At 49.4% G+C, this 16,766-nt stretch carries 15 protein-coding genes; 9 read left to right on the plus strand and 6 right to left on the minus strand.

The window, feature by feature from the left end; translation table 11 throughout:
• Positions 1 to 84 precede the first annotated feature (84 nt).
• Entirely contained in the window at positions 85 to 2,001 is a 1,917-nt protein-coding gene (locus NDA01_RS16410) for a GTPase family protein (protein ID WP_348228778.1), read from the minus strand.
• A gap of 223 nt (positions 2,002 to 2,224) precedes the next feature.
• On the opposite strand from NDA01_RS16410, the gene NDA01_RS16415 reads away from it, so the two are divergent.
• From NDA01_RS16415 to NDA01_RS16425, 3 genes are all read left to right on the plus strand, one after another.
• Entirely contained in the window at positions 2,225 to 3,139 is a 915-nt protein-coding gene (locus NDA01_RS16415) for an RluA family pseudouridine synthase (RefSeq protein ID WP_348228779.1), read from the plus strand.
• A gap of 254 nt (positions 3,140 to 3,393) precedes the next feature.
• Complete coding sequence (gene hisC / locus NDA01_RS16420) at positions 3,394 to 4,449, plus strand: histidinol-phosphate transaminase (protein WP_348228780.1); 1,056 nt, start codon at positions 3,394 to 3,396, stop codon at positions 4,447 to 4,449.
• Positions 4,434 to 5,276, plus strand: coding sequence for a phytanoyl-CoA dioxygenase family protein (locus NDA01_RS16425; protein WP_348228781.1), 843 nt, complete (start codon positions 4,434 to 4,436; stop codon positions 5,274 to 5,276). Before hisC ends, NDA01_RS16425 begins: the two co-directional genes overlap by 16 nt.
• Before the next feature lie 143 nt (positions 5,277 to 5,419).
• Here the strand turns inward: NDA01_RS16425 and NDA01_RS16430 are convergent, their stop codons facing one another.
• Entirely contained in the window at positions 5,420 to 6,580 is a 1,161-nt protein-coding gene (locus NDA01_RS16430) for a baeRF3 domain-containing protein (RefSeq protein WP_348228782.1), read from the minus strand.
• A 190-nt stretch (positions 6,581 to 6,770) separates the two neighbouring features.
• Here NDA01_RS16430 and NDA01_RS16435 point away from each other — a divergent pair, with 190 nt between their 5' ends.
• Entirely contained in the window at positions 6,771 to 8,300 is a 1,530-nt protein-coding gene (locus tag NDA01_RS16435; RefSeq protein WP_348228783.1) for a phytoene desaturase family protein, read from the plus strand.
• A gap of 87 nt (positions 8,301 to 8,387) precedes the next feature.
• Here the strand turns inward: NDA01_RS16435 and NDA01_RS16440 are convergent, their stop codons facing one another.
• Positions 8,388 to 9,425, minus strand: coding sequence for a hypothetical protein (locus NDA01_RS16440; RefSeq protein WP_348228784.1), 1,038 nt, complete (start codon positions 9,423 to 9,425; stop codon positions 8,388 to 8,390).
• Between the two features lie 242 nt (positions 9,426 to 9,667).
• Here NDA01_RS16440 and NDA01_RS16445 point away from each other — a divergent pair, with 242 nt between their 5' ends.
• Entirely contained in the window at positions 9,668 to 10,135 is a 468-nt protein-coding gene (locus NDA01_RS16445) for a DUF3426 domain-containing protein (RefSeq protein WP_348228785.1), read from the plus strand.
• A gap of 47 nt (positions 10,136 to 10,182) precedes the next feature.
• Here NDA01_RS16445 and NDA01_RS16450 read toward each other — a convergent pair whose 3' ends face one another.
• A complete protein-coding gene (locus NDA01_RS16450) occupies positions 10,183 to 10,986 on the minus strand; it encodes a hypothetical protein (RefSeq protein ID WP_348228786.1) in 804 nt (267 codons plus the stop codon).
• Positions 10,983 to 11,747, minus strand: a complete 765-nt coding sequence (locus tag NDA01_RS16455; protein WP_348228787.1) for a hypothetical protein — start codon at positions 11,745 to 11,747, stop codon at positions 10,983 to 10,985. The genes NDA01_RS16450 and NDA01_RS16455 overlap by 4 nt, the downstream gene beginning before the upstream one ends.
• 20 nt (positions 11,748 to 11,767) lie before the next feature.
• Between NDA01_RS16455 and NDA01_RS16460 the strand changes: the two genes are divergently transcribed.
• From NDA01_RS16460 to NDA01_RS16470, 3 genes are all read left to right on the plus strand, one after another.
• A complete protein-coding gene (locus NDA01_RS16460) occupies positions 11,768 to 12,805 on the plus strand; it encodes an ankyrin repeat domain-containing protein (protein WP_348228788.1) in 1,038 nt (345 codons plus the stop codon).
• A 147-nt stretch (positions 12,806 to 12,952) separates the two neighbouring features.
• Positions 12,953 to 14,578, plus strand: a complete 1,626-nt coding sequence (locus NDA01_RS16465) for a flavin monoamine oxidase family protein (protein WP_348228789.1) — start codon at positions 12,953 to 12,955, stop codon at positions 14,576 to 14,578.
• Positions 14,579 to 14,602: 24 nt separating this feature from the next.
• On the plus strand, positions 14,603 to 15,538 hold the full coding sequence (locus tag NDA01_RS16470) for a DMT family transporter (RefSeq protein ID WP_348228790.1): 936 nt from the start codon (positions 14,603 to 14,605) through the stop codon (positions 15,536 to 15,538).
• Positions 15,539 to 15,549: 11 nt separating this feature from the next.
• On the opposite strand, the gene NDA01_RS16475 is transcribed toward NDA01_RS16470, so the two are convergent.
• Complete coding sequence (locus tag NDA01_RS16475; protein ID WP_348228791.1) at positions 15,550 to 16,212, minus strand: class I SAM-dependent methyltransferase; 663 nt, start codon at positions 16,210 to 16,212, stop codon at positions 15,550 to 15,552.
• An 87-nt stretch (positions 16,213 to 16,299) separates the two neighbouring features.
• Between NDA01_RS16475 and NDA01_RS16480 the strand changes: the two genes are divergently transcribed.
• Positions 16,300 to 16,710 carry a hypothetical protein gene (locus NDA01_RS16480; protein ID WP_348228792.1) on the plus strand — a complete coding sequence of 137 codons (411 nt, stop codon included), beginning with the start codon at positions 16,300 to 16,302 and terminating at the stop codon, positions 16,708 to 16,710.
• Positions 16,711 to 16,766: the final 56 nt, after the last annotated feature.

Raw genomic sequence — 16,766 nt, forward strand, 5'->3', positions numbered from 1 at the left:
CCCCCAGACCCCCTCCAGAAGTAGGATTGTAGAGGGGTGCATTGCGCTTCGCTTCACCCCCCCTTAATCATTGATGCAGCCAGTTCAAATCTGTTGCAGATAGAATTCAAGGCGCTCTCGGAGCTGTTCTACAGTGAGATGCTGGGCCCAGTACTCCACTAAGGCGTGACCAAAAGCCCAAGCGTTTCGCTCCGGAGACGCAGGATTGTCTAGGAGCAAAGGCCAGAGGGTGAGCAAGTCAAAATTGCGAGTTTTGGCGTCTCCTGTGCCCAATAGCGAGAATAAATCATAAGCCATCTGTAACTTACCGATTACTACAGGCAACTGCTCAACTGGAATCTTTTGCATGAGCAACTGGGCTAGGGCAGGAGATCCGGTGGTCATGGTGGAGACAAACTGGAGGACTGGACTTTTGAGTAACGCGGTGAGTCCTTGAGTCGTTGCCATTTGGAAGGTGTACTGGTCAATAATTTTGGCTGCTGCCACTGTACGAGCTTCGCGATCGCGCAGAAAACGAGCCAAACGCAGTTGCTTTGCAGGAGCGATCGCTTCCACCAATCCCATTGAGAGCGCATCAACATTCCAAGGATTTCTATTGGTTTTGCTATCTTTAGTTACAACTGGAAGCACCCGATCGCAAAACTCTCCTAATAACTCAGAGCGATACTGCGTGGCTTCTCGGATCGCCTTCTCCTTAGGGCGTTCTCCCCATTGCCAGTCATAGGGTGGTGTCCACTCACGCATTGGACGTAGGCGATCGACTTGGGAGACAATCACAATCACAGGTAAATCTGCGATCTCTGTTTTGATCTCCTTCAGGAAGTCCACATCCATTTGCAAAGCTGGATCGAGAGCAGGCGTAATCAGCAGGAGTAGATCCGCTGTCGTGGCATAGTCCAGCACTTGCTCGCGTAACTCAGCCCGATTAATCTGCTCATATCCTGGTGTATCCCACAGCGTTAGAGTTTCACCTGTTTGGGCTTGCCAATGGTAGTTCTGAATTTGATCAGTGCTGGGCAAAACATCTACTTCGGCTAGCTCAGCTTGAAATAGCGTATTGATCAAGCTACTCTTGCCCGCTCCGGTGCGCCCGACCAACAACATATTGACGGGTTTTTGTGCCACCACTTCCGGCGATTCAGTTTGGGAGAGGATGTCACGGAGGGTTTGGGTTTTGGCTTGCGGGAGAGTAGGAGGGGCGGTAGAGAAGGTTGCAGTGGGTAAGGTGTCGCCACTGTAAAGCGCGATCGCCTGCCGACATAAGTTTCGCAGCGCTGCTTCCCGGAGCATCTGACTCAAATTCACTAGGAGTTCCTGGGTAGCTTGGTTATTAGAGCGTTGGCTGGCCTGTTTCGCCAAGGCAGCAGCAGGATTCAAAAACCATTGGGCCCAGCCTAAAACTTGCCATAGCTTACGAGCCGAAGGTTCCAGTTTTCGATACACCTCGTAAGCCTGGTAAGCTTGGCCCACCGTTACCTGATTCAACGCTGGTGAGAGCTTCTGCATCCACTGATCGAGGTCATCCACCGTACCCCGAATTAAGCTGTAGGCTTGGGGCACGTAGATGTTGAGTAGGGGATATTTTACATCTGGGTAGTAGATGTGAGCGATCGCGGCCACCAAATCCTGACATCGGTTCCAGAAGGTTTGCCAATCTTCCCAAATGGGGCGATCGCTTTGGGCAGCTTGCAGAACTTCTTGGAAAGCTGATTCTGCTGTACTGGCAGTTTCTTTACCTCCAGGCAACTGAGTAGCTACATCTGAGGAAGATTCTAGTTCCGCGCTCATTTCCGCCATCACTGCTTCTAGCTGGGCGATCGCAGGTCGAGTCCACTGCACCAGCAGCCACCGCCAAGCGACCAAACCGAGGGTAAATACAGCCCAAATCCAGTTCAGATGCCATTCGTGGATTTGCACGCCTGCGGCGATGAGCAGAAAACCAACAATGCTGACGATCGGAAGTGCTAATACGACCCACTGCCACAACTGTAATCGCACCATTGCTCTACCCTGCCTTGACTAGACTGCTGAGTCCAACGTTACCTGTCTATCTTGTCAGCAGTCTACTGTCTGTGGGAGAAACGGTTCGCTGCAAATCGGTTAATTTCATTTGCGATCGCTCCAATGCCTACTAATACTTAATAATGCCTAGTAATTGATGCCTGTTACAGTCAGACGTACAGTCTAAGTTGGACTGGTTTATGGAGGCATCAGACCAAACGATATGAATCGGGGTTGGGTTTATCGAGAACAAGTGAGTCGCGCCAAAGCTGGCTTGAGCGTTTTGCAGTACTACACCCAACACTATCGCCACTCAAGTCAAGCAGAATGGCAGGAACGGATTGCCGCTGGGCAAGTTCTGCTAGATGGCAAACAGGTTGAAGCTAATACCCAGTTACGACCCGGACAATCTTTGGCCTATCACCGCCCCCCTTGGGAAGAACCTGAGGTGCCGCTGAATTTTGAGGTGCTGCACGAAGATTCAGATTTGCTGATTGTCGCAAAGCCTTCTGGTCTGCCCGTGTTACCAGGCGGTGGCTTTTTGGAACATACCTTGCTGTGGCAACTACAACAGCGCTATCGCCAAACAGAACCCGTTCCCATTCATCGTTTGGGCCGAGGCACCTCAGGTTTAATGCTAATTGCGCGATCGCCTTTGGCTAGAGCTAATTTGAGCCAGCAAATGCGCGATCGCCAAATTCATAAAGTTTATCGAGCTTTGATTGGCCCTGCTCCAAATCTGGAGCCTCGCTTCACTATTACCCAACCCATCGGCAAAACTCCACACCCGGTTTTAGGGTACATCTATGGGGCCACGCCAGATGGACTATTTGCTCGTAGTGACTGTCGAGTGATTAAACGCAACGCCGCCAGCACGCTGCTGGAAGTAACTATTCAGACTGGACGACCTCACCAAATCCGGATTCACCTTGCGTCTGTCGGCTATCCGCTGGTAGGCGATCCGCTTTACGGTGTGGGAGGTGTCCCACAATATCCAGCCTCAACAGAGTCCGAGGAATTACCCGTACCCGGAGATTGTGGCTATCATCTTCATGCTTATCAACTAGCCTTTACCCATCCTCAAACCCAGCAGCTTGTCAGCTTTGTCTGTCCTGCTCCAGGCGAGCTGAGCGATTGATAGGACGACTTTAGAAAGAACTGGGTAGTGAGCCAGTTTGAAATCTGTCATAAGGCAGATACCGCTTCTACCGATTTAGCACGATGATATAAATGTGTGAGGAGCAAAGTCAGAACTGAAGAACCCCTGGAGTCGAAACACGGAAAGACGCCCAGGGGTTTTTCATTGGCAGCTTCATTGGCAGACAGTTGGGCAACTGGAATATCTAAACTTGAGGGTGTCCTATTTGCAACCAGTCTAAATGCTGCCCAGCCATGTCTAGTTATTTCCGCCCGAATGTTGAGGCCATGACAGGCCATACCCCTAGCCACTACCTTAAACCTGGCAGCCCCAGCATCAAGCTTAATAGCAACGAAAATCCTTATCCTCCTTCCCCCACCATTCGTGCTGTTCTACAAAATCTAGATCTGGAATACTTGCGGCGTTACCCGGATGCTAATGCCAATGAGTTGCGGCAAGCGATCGCAGCAGTACTCCAGATTCCCCTTGACTGGATCATTGTAGGTAACGGCTGTGACGAACTGCTGCATGTAGTTGTGCGAGCTTGCGCTGAGGGCAAACGCCAAGTGGTTTACCCCACGCCCACTTACATGCTGTATCCCTTGTTGACGGAGATCCAACCCGCCGATCGCGTTGAAGTTGCTGATCCAGCAGATGGGCATTTGCCGATTGAGTCACTGGTCGCAGCTAATGGAGCCGTAACCTTCATTACTGCACCTAATAGCCCCTTTGGGTATGGAGTGGCGATCGCTGAGCTGCGGGAGTTAGCCGCTAGACTAACCGGAGTATTGGTGATTGACGAAGCCTACGTAGACTTTGCTGAAGAGACGGCCTTGCCCCTAGTGCAGGAGTTTGAGAATGTGATTATCCTCCGTACCCTTTCTAAGGGATACTCTTTAGCAGGGCTGCGGCTTGGCTTTGGCATTGCTCAGCCTCAACTGTTGCAGGGATTACTGAAGGTGAAAGATAGCTACAACATTGACGCGATCGCTGCCCTAGTGGGTGCGGCAGCGATGCGAGACCAAACCTATAAAGATGCTTGTGTCGCCAAAGTCAAAGCATCCCGAACCAAGCTTGCTCAGGATTTACAGCACTTAGGTTTCTGGGTGTGGAATTCTCAAACTAATTTCTTATTGGTAGAGCCGCCTGAGAAAAACGCTGAGCAGATTTTTCTAGCGCTAAAGGAACAAGACATTTGGATACGTTATTTCCATCAATCTGGCCTAAAGGATAAGCTGCGGATCACAATCGGCACCAATGAGCAAAATCAGACTTTGTGGGAAGGTTTAAGGCAATGGCGGAATATTTAACAATGGGACAGCCCACCGCAGCGCAGCTAGAGCAGTGGATTGATTATTTTCATGCCAATGGCTTTCTAGTCATTCCCAATGTCCTATCGCCAGAGCAATGTAGGTTACTGAGGAATGATTTGGATACGGCTCTGAAACAAGCTGAGGGAGACAACTATCAATGTTCTAGAACGATTGTGATGCGGATGTTTGAGCAATCCAAAGCTAACCTCGATCTATTTGCTCTGGAACCAATCGCAACCTTTGCTGAACATCTCATCGGTGGGGCAAATGGGCCAGGTTATGCAATCAGTGATGGTATTCCCAATGCCAATACTGTCCATGTCATTCACAACAACTCGTTCAAAATCCCTGCTGGAACAGATGGTTTAGGAAACAATGTGTGGCATCAAGATGATACGCCGCATATGCTTTCTCTAGATGGCAAACCCTTAACTAACATCCGTTTGAATGTTTTGGCATTCACCATCAATTATTACCTGACAGATGTGCTTTCTCCAGAAAACGGACCTACTCAAGTCATTCCCGGTTCTCATCTATTTGGTAGGTTTTGTAATGGTGATATTACGGGCCATGAAGATTCTATCCAGCATTGCTTAGGAGCGATGGGATCGGCGGTGTGCTTCAATAATCAGGTTTGGCACCGTGGCTCGCGGAACTCTTCGGCGGTGACTCGCTACATTACACAAGTGACTTATGCCAAGCGCTTAATCGGACACAAGTATGGGTCATTCATGAATTACCAGATGCCTAGTCATTGCTATGAAGAAGCAGATCCACGCCTAAAGCGACTCTTAGGATTTTTGCCCACAGGTGCCTATGGTTAATTTGTTTATGACGATAGCTGTAACGATCATCTGCGGTTTTATCATCTGTCTCCCAAGACTCCTCATGTTAAGGCTTCTCTGGGAGACTGACAAATTCTAGAGGCAGATTGTAGTTCGTTCTAAAGCTCGTGAGTTTCTGCTAATTAATAGCGGAAGACAGCGGCTAAAGGTGCTTCTTCAGGGACTTGATCTGGTTCAACGGCGTAGACTATCCCACCATTTAGGAGAGTCTGGATTGCCGCAGAATCTAACAAATCTTCATCTCCAGGTTGAGCATCAGTGTGAACTTGGATCTGGTTGGCATCAGGATCAAAGGTCCCCCACTGTTGCACACCCACTGCAACAAATAGTTGTTCCACCCGCCCATAGTAAGCCGCAGAAACTGCCTCTTTCAAATCGTGAGAATTCTTGCCAGTGCCGTTCAGCTCTCGGTAGTGCTCCACTGCTTGCTGTTGGGCTTGCTGGAAGAGAGGTTCTACAATCTGCCAAGCGGCGTCATGGAGATCTTCTGGCTGGGAGATTTTTTGGTTGCCGTTAATCCCTTCTTCCAGCAAGTGAGGGTAGGTATTAGCTGCGTGATAGAGCGGCAGGAGATATTCCACCCCTGCTAAAACCAAGGGTGCTTTTTGATTCCGCAATGTGTCATGCAAGCTTTCATCTAAGCGATGGAAAAATTGCAGAATATCATTTTGCTTTGCCCCATCGTTGCCCTGACCATGGAAAGTACCCGGTTGCTGGAATGAGTTGTTGGTGCCGCCCCGAGAAGTCGCGATTCGCTGCTCAATCCCCTGATCTGGCCCATCATAATGCAGCGCTTCATTCAAGGTTTTGGGCATATTTTCTACCTCAAGCTCTTGAAGGCTGAAACGGCTGCCTTCAAAGAATTTCACTTCATCTTCTTGACTCAGAGTCAACAGATAAAATTTTCCATCGCCCGTTAAGAATGGCAGTAGGGGTTTGATGTGGAAGCGATCGGTGACGACTACCAACTCATTAAAGCTAGTCGGTAGACGATAGTACCGAAACACACCATTGGCGATAAAAATAGCCAATCCGTCGCTTTGGTGCTGCCAGAAGTCCTCATGATCAAGGTCATGAGCGGGTTTTAGCAGATTTACAGCTTCGGTAGAGCGCATACCCTGGTTAACCAGTTGTTCTTCTGCTTGCCGAATCAAGTTTTTAAAGCGAATTGGGTTTTGCTGAGTTTCAGAGCCGAGGCGAACCATCGGCATGTATAGCGAAACACACACACCTTGGGTTTGTTCTACTAAGGTTTTTAATTCTTCAGTCGATAATATGTTCATAGCAAGTTGGGTCCTATATGCGTTCTCTTGCTAGTAATTGCTCACAGAAGCTTTGATGGGTGGTCGCAAAATTTCCCGATTCCCCAATCATCAAATCTCTGTCAGAGTGCTACGGTGACTAACCTTAGCCTAGCGATCGCGCTTAGCTCGTCTCCCTACTGGTTGATGTCTGTTCTCTCAAGAAAATTACATGCAAGGTTCTGAAGCTCAAGATTTTGATGTGATTGTGATTGGCAGCGGGATTGGTGGCCTGACTGCTGCGGCTCTTTTGGCACGCTATGGCAAGCGAGTGCTGGTCTGCGAAAGCCATAATCTGCCAGGGGGAGCGGCTCAGAGCTTTACCTATCAAGGCTTTCATTTTGATGCTGGCCCATCATTTTATGCAGGCTTGAGCGACCCCAACAGTTTGAACCCGCTACGCCAAGTTTTGGATGTCTTGGAAGAGAGGGTAGAGGCGATCGCTTATGATCCGCTGGGTCACTACCACTTCCCCGAAGGCACATTTCCGGCGTATTGCAATCCTGAACGCTATCGAGCCGCTGTGGCCCACATTACTCCTCAAGGCGCTCAAGAACTTGCCCAATTTGAACGCAGATTGTTAGCTCTCTACGAAGCCTTGCGGGGCATTCCAGCGATCGCCCTGCGAGCTGATTGGCAAATTGGACCCATCCTAGCCACCCGTTACCTTCCCGCTTTGATCAAGCTGTTGCCGCAGCTAGGCATGATTCAAAGTTCAGTCGGCAAAATTATGGATCAAACGGTGCGAGATCCTTGGGTGCAGCGGTTAATTGATTTGGAGTGTTTTTTGCTGTCAGGACTGAAAGCAGCAGGCACGATCGCCCCAGAGGTGGCATTTATGCTGGGAGAGCGATCGCGATCGGTGATTGATTACCCTGTGGGTGGCAGCGGGGCGATCGTCCAAGCGCTAATTCGAGGCTTAGAGCGTTGGGGCGGCAAACTGCGGCTCAAAACTCACGTGGAGCAAATCTTGGTTGAGAACGGCAAAGCCGTAGGAGTGCAACTGCGTAACGGTGAAAGCGTCAAAGCTCCAGTTGTGATTTCTAACGCCACGCTTTGGGATACCTACACCAAGCTACTCAAGCTGGAGGATTTGCCTACGGCCTATTGTGAGGAAGCGATCGCCACACCAGCAGTAGAAAGCTTCATGCACTTACACCTCGGTATCCGAGCCAATGGTTTAGAAGCTCTCACCGGACATCATGTGGTGGTGCATAGCTCTGAGCAAGATATCACCGTTCCGGGGAACACCTGCATGATTTCTATTCCATCCGTGTGGGATGCTGATCTGGCTCCAGCGGGTCATCATGTGGTTCATGCCTACACATTAGAACCCTTTACAGGCTGGCAGCGAGATGAAAACTACGAGGAGCGCAAAAAAGAGAAAGCTCAAACTCTCTTTCGTGCCCTCGAACGGGTCATTCCAGATCTGCGCGATCGCATTGTGGTTGAACTGATTGGTACTCCTCTCACCCATGCCCATTACTTGCGCCGTTACCAAGGCACCTATGGCCCCGCGATCGCCGCTGGACAAGGCATGTTTCCTGGACCCCAAACTCCGATCGCAGGCTTATATCGGGTAGGAGACAGCACGAGTCCTGGAATTGGCGTGCCTGCTGTAGCGGCATCAGGGATTTTATGTGCCAATACTCTCGTCTCCCCCTACCAAGTCAAGACATTGCTAGATCAACTACGGCTCTAGGGCTTATGAGGGCGAACGGTGGTTCGCCCCTACAGGTATCTCTAACTCTCTGGCAAATAGAGATGCGATCGCTCATCTCAAGCAGAATTAGCCAAGCAAACTAGAACTATCAACGGCTCCTAAAGGGAGGGTCAAGTTAGAGGACGGATGCAGCGGATTGAGGAGGCTGCCATGTTCCTCGCTCAAGTTGTGGGAGCTTTTACTGCCTACAGGAAGCGCTTTGGCCGTCAATTGCACATCGTCAAAATCAACCTCAATCCCTGGTCCCTGCAACAAGTTGATCAGGCGAATTTCTAAGGATTGACCGATCACCGTATCAGTGGCAGAAGAGGTGTAAGTAATCTTGGAAGTTTTGAATTCTCCTTCTGGAATATGCAGAGAATTGTCATCCACTGCCAAAACTTGCCCACCTGCTAGCAACTCAACGCGGTAGCCTGAGAAGCCTGGGAAGGAAATTCCTGGAACTGGATCATCACCTGTGGGATTACCAACCGCAACCGAAAGAGTATAACGAGTGTTGGGAGCAAGCAGCGTATCGAGAGTTTGGCTTAAACCTGCCTCTCCACTCCCCACAGGATCAACTAAGAAGCTATAGCCAACATTATCTCCCTCTGGAACGCCACCAGGATAATTGTTGAGGGAGGGGTTAAAGACACCCGTTGCCGAAGAGTCGTCAGTTGTTACATCAGGAATAATGTCATTGGGGTCGTAAACGTCCCAACCAGGCGGTGGCTCAACGGTAAAGGTAAAGTCTTCCTGAGCTGGGTCTTCAAAGCCAGCGTTCTCGATGGGAATGTTGATCTTCGAGTTAGCGCTGTCTATGTCTTTGAGCAAATCAGCAAGTTTGCTAAGGTCAACTATGCCACCTAGACTAGACTGAAGTGCTGTCAGAATGGTTTCAGCAGATTCAAGCTGCTCCTCAAATGATGCACCTGTTGTATCTTTTTGCCCTGCTGCTAGAGAGCGTACGAACTGAGAAATGCTGCTGGCACGGTCCAGGATAGATGGAAAGGTAATGCTACCAAAAGCGTTGTCAGAGTCAATGAGGTTAAATAGCTCACTGGCTTGAGCAACAATTCCTTGAATGTCAGTCAAATCAACAATTGATGAATCTGTCTCTGGCATAGCTGGAAGTGTCTCCCTATGGGTCTTAAACTAGCGAACCTGTCGAAGGGGGCAACTTACTGCTACTAAAATACCCAGAAATGCTACTTTTCTTTCATTTACTCGAATATGCTCTTGAATCCTATGCCGCATTCCATTTAGCAGCGCAGAATCTCTCCATTCGCAAGCTCAGTTGCGACCCAGGTTAGATTAAAGTTGCCACCGTAGTAGTGGGCTGCGATCGCGACTATTGAAATCCTGCCATGCTGACTTTTTTACGTTTGTTACTTGTTTTAGCTTTGCTGTTAGTAGAAATCGGCTGCTTTGGCCAACCAGCGATCGCTCAAGAGTATGAAGGCTGCTGGATGCTGAACTCCGCAGGAGCAGTGATTGACTTAAATGGCTCAGTTTGCTCGCGATCGCCTGCCGTATCTGGACTGACACCACTGATGTTCTCCAATTTGCGGGTTGAGCCTACAGCCAATGGCTTGGTTGCCGTGTCAGGTAGCGTGACGAATCGCAATAGTCAGCCTATCCCTCTGGTTTTAGTGGAATACAAACTGGTAGATCAGCAAAGTCAGGAGGTTCTCTACAAAGGGATTGTGCCGCTGGAAATTCCTGGGGCATTACAAGCTGGAGCATCAGTCAACTTTAGCCGTGTCTTGAAGGCGAATCGATTGCCCCAAAAGCCGCTAAATGAAATCACAGTCCAAGTTGCCCGTTATCTTTGAGTGGCTTTAGAGCTTTAGGCACAATTCGGGAGATCGGTTACTTCTGCTCAAATTTGCAGAAAGGCGGAGATCTCCTTCTGAGTTTCGTTAAAAGCTTGATTCACTTCTACTGGAGATCCACCGATAGGCTCTACCATAGTTTTTTTGCCCCAAATTGCAGCAGCAAGCCGAACTTCTCGCCCAGATTTTAGCGTTAGAACAAGGTAATCTCGACCTACATTCACAGATGCGATCGCCGAGATTGGAAACTCAGTCACTGCAATTGGGGGTTTACCAGAGCGCTGTCTGCGCGTCACCGTAGACCAATCTTTCGTCTTATTAAATCTCACAGTATAAATTTCTTCTTTTGCCAGTGACGTATTTACCGCCCGCAATATTACAGCAATAACCATGCACCCAAGCACAAAGAGAAATGGCCGATCTATGACGGGCAAAACTCCTGACTGAATCTGAAATGAGATCTTGCTGGGATTTTGAATAAATTGATTCGCTCTTTTCTTTTGAAAGCGGAGATAGTCATCTGGAAAAGAGATGTCTCCTGCATCAGTCGTCAAGATTACGGTGAAACCGTTACAACTCGATTTTTGCGTGCGGCTAAACCCACAGATGCTTTCGGAGCGAGCCGCTTTTAGTTGAATGTCTCGCTCTAGTGCTAAACCTGTAAATGAGCGGTACGTTAATCTACAACTTGGAGTTTGGGTGCCACCTGGACAAACAATTTCTGGCTTAAAACTAAACCCGACGATCGCTCCTAAGCAGAGGAGCAACAGCCAGCCACCTGCAACCAACCAGCGACCTGTTTGCCGATGGCAGAGCACAAGTTCTTGATAGGTTTGTTTCAAAATTCTCACTGAAGGAACTCCGTGATTACCTGGCGGCCTTTTTCGAGCGATCGCTTTGTCTGAACGGGTATCCAAAGAAATTCCGCAACTCGCACCTGTTTGCCTGATTTCAGTTTTAGGAGCAGGCAATTGGTGATAAATCGACGTAGATGAACTGTTTCAATGTCTGCGATGGGGAATTCTGTGGTGACTACCTTTGTGCCGTAGATCTGTATGCAGGCAATCGTCACCCAACCGCTCGATTTATTAAACTGGCACCTGTAAATTTTTTCTTGTCTTAGACAATCGGACAGCAGAATAAACATGACAAAGGGCAGAATGAAAAATACAAGATTATAGGAAGGATGATTCAACGACCAACCATAGATTTCAAGCTGTAACGAAGACGAATTGGATTGGCTGATAAATTGATTCACAACATCAGCTAGGAGATCGGCTTCCATTCCCAAAACATAAACTTTACCCCGCTGAGTTTCTAATACATTTACTTGGTCAAGGCAGCCTGTCCAGCCAAGCTGAGGAGGTACACAGATGGGCGATTTATAAACGGATTTGACTTGAATCTCGCTTTCTGAGGTGAGACCGCTCAATGAGCCATAGGTCAGAGTACAGTTTGATAGTGTTGCAGTTCGTTGACAGGAGATCTCTGAAATAATGCTGGTTCTAAGGGCTGCTGCCACACCAACTGCCAAACAAGCGATCGCGATCATCCATCTCCCTGGTTGTCGATGATGAATGATCAGGTCTTGAGGCGACTGGCTAATTTTCATGCAGCCTGAGAACGATGTTTATGACAGATAGAATTCCCGGAAAAAAGATAAATCGATGTCTTGGTAAGAATAGTGTAGCGATCGCCCTAGCGATTCTACTCACGGCTTGTGGCTATCGAGTCTCCTTTACTCCACCCGGTCAACCAAAACCTATTTCACAATTGAAACTACAGCCTACTGTGACCCCAATAGAAGCGTTAGAGGCTGCTTTCTTCAACAAAGATTTTGCCCAAGCCAAACGGTTATTAAAGTCTGTATCGGCTCAAGACATTGAGCGCTCTGAATTAATGCTGAGAGCTGTTCAGACCAATCAGCCAGAGCTGATTCAACTCATGCTTAAGCGGGGCGCAGACCCTAATGCTAATGACGGTGTTTCACCCCTGCGACAAGCTGTACGTACAGGAAATGATCCGCTGGTTCGATTGTTGTTGAAGCACAGTGCAGACCCGAATCAGCAAGATGGGAATACAGATTCTATTTTGCAAGAAGCCTTATTCAGCAACTCATACATTAACTTTCTAGATTGGACTAGCCACATAGATCGGTTTCCTCAAGTCAGCGATCAGGGTATGGAAACAATCCGCTTAATTCTTAAAGGAGGAGCCAATCCAAACGACCGCGATCGCGCTAATGGGACAACAGTGCTGATGGTCGCCGCAGGACACGGCAATAAAGAACTGGTGGAACTGTTACTGCAACAAGGTGCGAATGCAAAAGCAGCTAATGCCTATGGAGAGAATGCACTGCACTATGCCGCTTGGCGGGGTAATCCGGCGATCGTGCAACGACTGCTGTCTGAAAAAGTCAATGTCAATCCTACCCATCACTTAGGGCGGACTCCGTTGATGTTTGCAGTGCGGCGAGGCTCATTACCGATCGTGAAACTTCTACTAGCACAGGGGGCAAGAGTTGATGCAGCGAGTCGCGAAACTTTTGTGGAACCTCATCGGTTGAGATATGGCTATTACTCCGTTCTGGATCACGCGATTGCCACAAACCAGCCAGAGATTGCCGCTTTATTAAAGCAAAAAGGCGCTAAGCCATACGAGCAAAAATAATCTCACGGGATTCTTAGCAGGAGAATTATGGCTCCTTTAGGATGACAGTCGGTTCAGTTTTTGGCTAACGTGTAGCAGATCTAACAAACTCCAGTTAGGGACTATTTTCCTCACTCGCTATTAAGAAAACTGCTGTTAAGGAAGCTTATGAGTCACTCCCCTCTCTTCGACAATTTGGCGCGGGCTATCCGGGTTGCTTTATTTTGCGATCGGCAGCAGATTTCGACTAGCCAAGGTTTAGAGTGGCTCGCCGCGATTGAGGAAGCTGCCGATCGCCAACGGTTGCGTCGTCGGGAGTTGTTAGCGTTAGGTGGTTTGGGAATTGCAGGCGCGATCGTGGGTCACATGGGTCAGGTCAGTGCTGCACCCAAACCAAAATCAAGTGCCACTGTGGGAATTGTAGGGGCAGGATTTGCGGGATTGACTTGTGCCTACGAACTCCAACGTAATGGCATTCTTGCCACCCTCCATGAAGCCAGCGATCGCGTCGGGGGCCGTTGCTATTCTTTGAGTAACAACTTCTTTCCTGGGCAGGTAGCGGAGCGGGGAGGTGAGTTTATTGATAACTTGCACAAAACCCTGATCGGCTATGCGCGCGAATTCGGTTTGACGCTGGAAGATGTCAACAAACAACCAGGAGAAGTTTTCTACTATTTCAACGGTCAGCGCTACCCAGAATCAGTCGTAGTGGATGAGTTCCGAGCTTTGGTGTCGGCTATGCAAGCAGACTTACGGACGCTCTCCGGTGAGCCTAGTGCTGATAGCCACACCGAGGCAGATGTGAGACTCGATCGCACCAGCTTACAAGCCTATCTGGACAGCCGCCAAGCGGGTAATGTGGTGAAGGCAGCGATCAAAGCCGCCTATGAAGCGGAATATGGCCTACCGATCGCTCAACAAAGCTGTTTAAACTTCCTCCTGTTTATCCATGCCGATCGCCGCTCTAAATTCACGCCTTTTGGTGTCTTTAGTGATGAACGCTATCACGTAGTCGAGGGGAATGACAAAATCACGCAAGGGTTGCGCGATCGCCTACAAAGTCCAGTCAAACTGGGCATGAAACTGCTGCGGGTGCGAAAAACGGGCACCAATCAGATTGAACTCACCTTCCAGAGTGGCTCCCGCACCACAACCGCTACTTATAATGCGGTAGTTTTGTCCATTCCCTTCACGACACTACGTCAAGTCGAGTTGGATCCAAGCCTGGGTCTGCCTGCCTGGAAGGTTCAAGCCATCCAACAGCTGGGTTATGGCAACAATGCCAAGATGATGCTCGGCTTCAACGGGCGGCCTTGGCTCCCTGCCAGCAACGGCAGCTCTTACTCCGACCTGCCCAACCACCAATCCACCTGGGAAACCAACCCTGCTAAAGCCACCAGTACTCAGGCAATTCTCACCGACTACTCCAGTGGCGATCGCGCTCTGCGTCTCAAAGTTAGTAATGTGCAAATCGAGGCCGATCGTTTCCTTACGGATCTCAATCGAGTGTATCCGGGGTCAAAAGCAGTCGCCACTAAAATCAATGGTCAATACCGCGTTCACTTAGAGCCTTGGCCCTCTAACCCATTGACCAAAGGCAGCTACACCTGCTACACGCCCGGACAATTTACCAGCATTGCGGGCAACGAAGGCAAACCCGTCGGTAATCTCCATTTCGCCGGAGAACATGCCAACTCTTTTTACGAATGGCAGGGCTTTATGGAAGGAGCCGCTCTCTCTGGCATCCAAGCCGCTAACGAAATTCTCCAAGACCTCAAAGTTGGGAGATTATAGGGATTCATCAGCTCCACGAATCCCATGCTAATTTGGCTCACCCAGTTTAAGGGCGAACTAGCCGCGCTGAGTGCGGCATTTTTGTGGGCGATCGCGTCTGTCATCTACACTCGCATTGGGCAGCGGGTGCCTCCATTGGTTTTGAACTCTGTGAAAGGCGTGATCGCGATCGCTTTCCTCGCCATTACCCTCTGGCTTCAAGGCAGTAGTCTACTCGACATTAACGTTACCGCTTTGGGGCTATTGATCCTGAGTGGAGTGGTAGGGATTGGCTTTGGCGACACTTATTACTTTGCCGCACTGAATTTACTGGGGCCAAGGCGAACTCTGCTACTGGAGGCTTTAGCACCCCCGCTCTCCGCTTTCCTCGCCTTACTGTTTTTGCAAGAAACCCTAAAACTGAGCAATTGGTTGGGGATTTTTCTTACCATTGTCGGTGTGACTTGGGTGGTGAGTGAGCGATCGCCTACCGAAACAGCCAATTCAGCGACAGGCAAACCAACGCATCCTCTACTAGGAGTTGGTTACGGTTTACTAGCAGCCTTGGGCCAAGCAGGAGGGGCGGTGCTATCTCGTGCTGCTTTAACTCAGAGCACTATCAGCCCCTTGTGGAGCACCCTAGTCCGTTTAGCCGCCGGGGTGTTGGTGATGCTGGTGTGGCTACTAGTGCGACGGCAAGCAGGATTGGTGATGCAGACCCTAGAATTTGAGCGCGATCGCCGTCAGGGTTTGTCTTGGTTAGGGGCGATTGCCATTACTTCTTTTTTCAGCACCTATTTGGGAATCTGGCTGCAACAAACTTCGCTCAAATTTACGGCAGTTGGGGTAGCCCAAGCTCTCAGTTCCACCAGTCCCCTGTTCATTTTGCCGATCGCGATCGCAATGGGTGAGGTGGTCAGCAGACAGGCCATTCTGGGTGTTTTGGTCGCGTGGGCAGGTGTTTGGTTCTTGTTTAGTTAACGCTGGTTCAGCTACCGCTTTAGAGCCAAGGTTAAGCCATCCGCGATCGGAACCAGGCTGAGCGTGATGCGTTGGTCTTGGTGCAGCTTGGCATTGAAGACGCGAATCGACTCGGTGCGGTTGTCTTGCACTTGCGGGTCTGCCACCCGTCCAGACCAAAGCACGTTATCGATCGCGATCAACCCACCTGGACGCACGAGTTGCAGCGATCGCTCGTAATAGTTCCAGTAATTGCTCTTGTCAGCGTCAATAAAGGCAAAATCAAAGCTTTCTGCCTGACCCGCTGCTAAAAGCTGGTCTAGTGTGTCCACGGCTGGACCAATCCGCAACTCAATTTTGTCAGCCACGCCTGCGGCTTGCCAATAACGACGGGCGATCGCGGTATATTCTTCGCTCACGTCGCAAGCGATGATTTTGCCATCAGCGGGTAAAGCCAGCGCCACCGCTAAGGAACTGTAACCTGTAAATACTCCTACTTCCAGCGTTTTCTTAGCCCCCAGTAGCTGCACCAACAGCGCCATAAACTGCCCTTGCTCTGGAGCAATCTGCATCTGAGCCATCGGATGTTCAGCGGTCTCCTGTCGTAGTTGCGCTAAAAGCTGCGGTTCCCGCAAAGAGTTGGACAACAGATAGTTATACAGTTGGTCTGTTAAATCAAGGGTTTTATTAGACATAGGGATGTTTTGCTTAAAAATGCAGCTACAAAATTACTATATTGAGTGTGATTTGCTGTAATTAGAACTCAGAGGAGAGTGGAGTTTATGATCCGAGCGATTTTGGCAGTAGTTCTGGTGGGACTATTAACGGCTTGTGGCAACGGCATTCCGGGGCTGAGTGACCGAGTCGTTCAACAAGCGATCGCTCTTCAAGTCGGCCAAACTCAGCAAACCCTCGCCCAACAACTCCGACTCAAAAAGCCCCCCAAAGTGGAAGTGAAGCAAGTCGCGATCGACCAGCAAGACTCCCTAAAGATTCAAGGCTTACCCGCTTACCATCTGCAAGGAACTTACGACCTCACCTTGAAGTTTCCCAGCCGCCAAGTCACTCAAGAAAAAAATCCGTTCGAGGTCTACCTGCAACAGCAACCCGACCAGAAAAATTGGAAGCTAGCTCAGCTTAGCAAATCGGATACAGAAGCTGAATCTACTTGGGTGACAGAACCCCTCCAGTAGACTTCAACTCATCAAATCCAATTTGCCAGGAGTCCCATAAACCTAGGGAGAGATTA

The sequence above is a fragment of the Trichocoleus desertorum AS-A10 genome (assembly GCF_039962155.1).
Classification (GTDB): Bacteria; Cyanobacteriota; Cyanobacteriia; order FACHB-46; family FACHB-46; genus Trichocoleus.

Excerpts from the sequence above, each read along its gene's own strand:
- NDA01_RS16410 (WP_348228778.1), bottom strand. The coding sequence starts at position 2,001 with ATGGTGCGATTACAGTTGTGGCAGTGGGTCGTATTAGCACTTCCGATC.
- NDA01_RS16415 (WP_348228779.1), top strand. The coding sequence starts at position 2,225 with ATGAATCGGGGTTGGGTTTATCGAGAACAAGTGAGTCGCGCCAAAGCT.
- hisC (WP_348228780.1), top strand. The coding sequence starts at position 3,394 with ATGTCTAGTTATTTCCGCCCGAATGTTGAGGCCATGACAGGCCATACC.
- NDA01_RS16425 (WP_348228781.1), top strand. The coding sequence starts at position 4,434 with ATGGCGGAATATTTAACAATGGGACAGCCCACCGCAGCGCAGCTAGAG.
- NDA01_RS16430 (WP_348228782.1), bottom strand. The coding sequence starts at position 6,580 with ATGAACATATTATCGACTGAAGAATTAAAAACCTTAGTAGAACAAACC.
- NDA01_RS16435 (WP_348228783.1), top strand. The coding sequence starts at position 6,771 with ATGCAAGGTTCTGAAGCTCAAGATTTTGATGTGATTGTGATTGGCAGC.
- NDA01_RS16440 (WP_348228784.1), bottom strand. The coding sequence starts at position 9,425 with ATGCCAGAGACAGATTCATCAATTGTTGATTTGACTGACATTCAAGGA.
- NDA01_RS16445 (WP_348228785.1), top strand. The coding sequence starts at position 9,668 with ATGCTGACTTTTTTACGTTTGTTACTTGTTTTAGCTTTGCTGTTAGTA.
- NDA01_RS16455 (WP_348228787.1), bottom strand. The coding sequence starts at position 11,747 with ATGAAAATTAGCCAGTCGCCTCAAGACCTGATCATTCATCATCGACAA.
- NDA01_RS16460 (WP_348228788.1), top strand. The coding sequence starts at position 11,768 with ATGACAGATAGAATTCCCGGAAAAAAGATAAATCGATGTCTTGGTAAG.
- NDA01_RS16465 (WP_348228789.1), top strand. The coding sequence starts at position 12,953 with ATGAGTCACTCCCCTCTCTTCGACAATTTGGCGCGGGCTATCCGGGTT.
- NDA01_RS16470 (WP_348228790.1), top strand. The coding sequence starts at position 14,603 with ATGCTAATTTGGCTCACCCAGTTTAAGGGCGAACTAGCCGCGCTGAGT.
- NDA01_RS16475 (WP_348228791.1), bottom strand. The coding sequence starts at position 16,212 with ATGTCTAATAAAACCCTTGATTTAACAGACCAACTGTATAACTATCTG.
- NDA01_RS16480 (WP_348228792.1), top strand. The coding sequence starts at position 16,300 with ATGATCCGAGCGATTTTGGCAGTAGTTCTGGTGGGACTATTAACGGCT.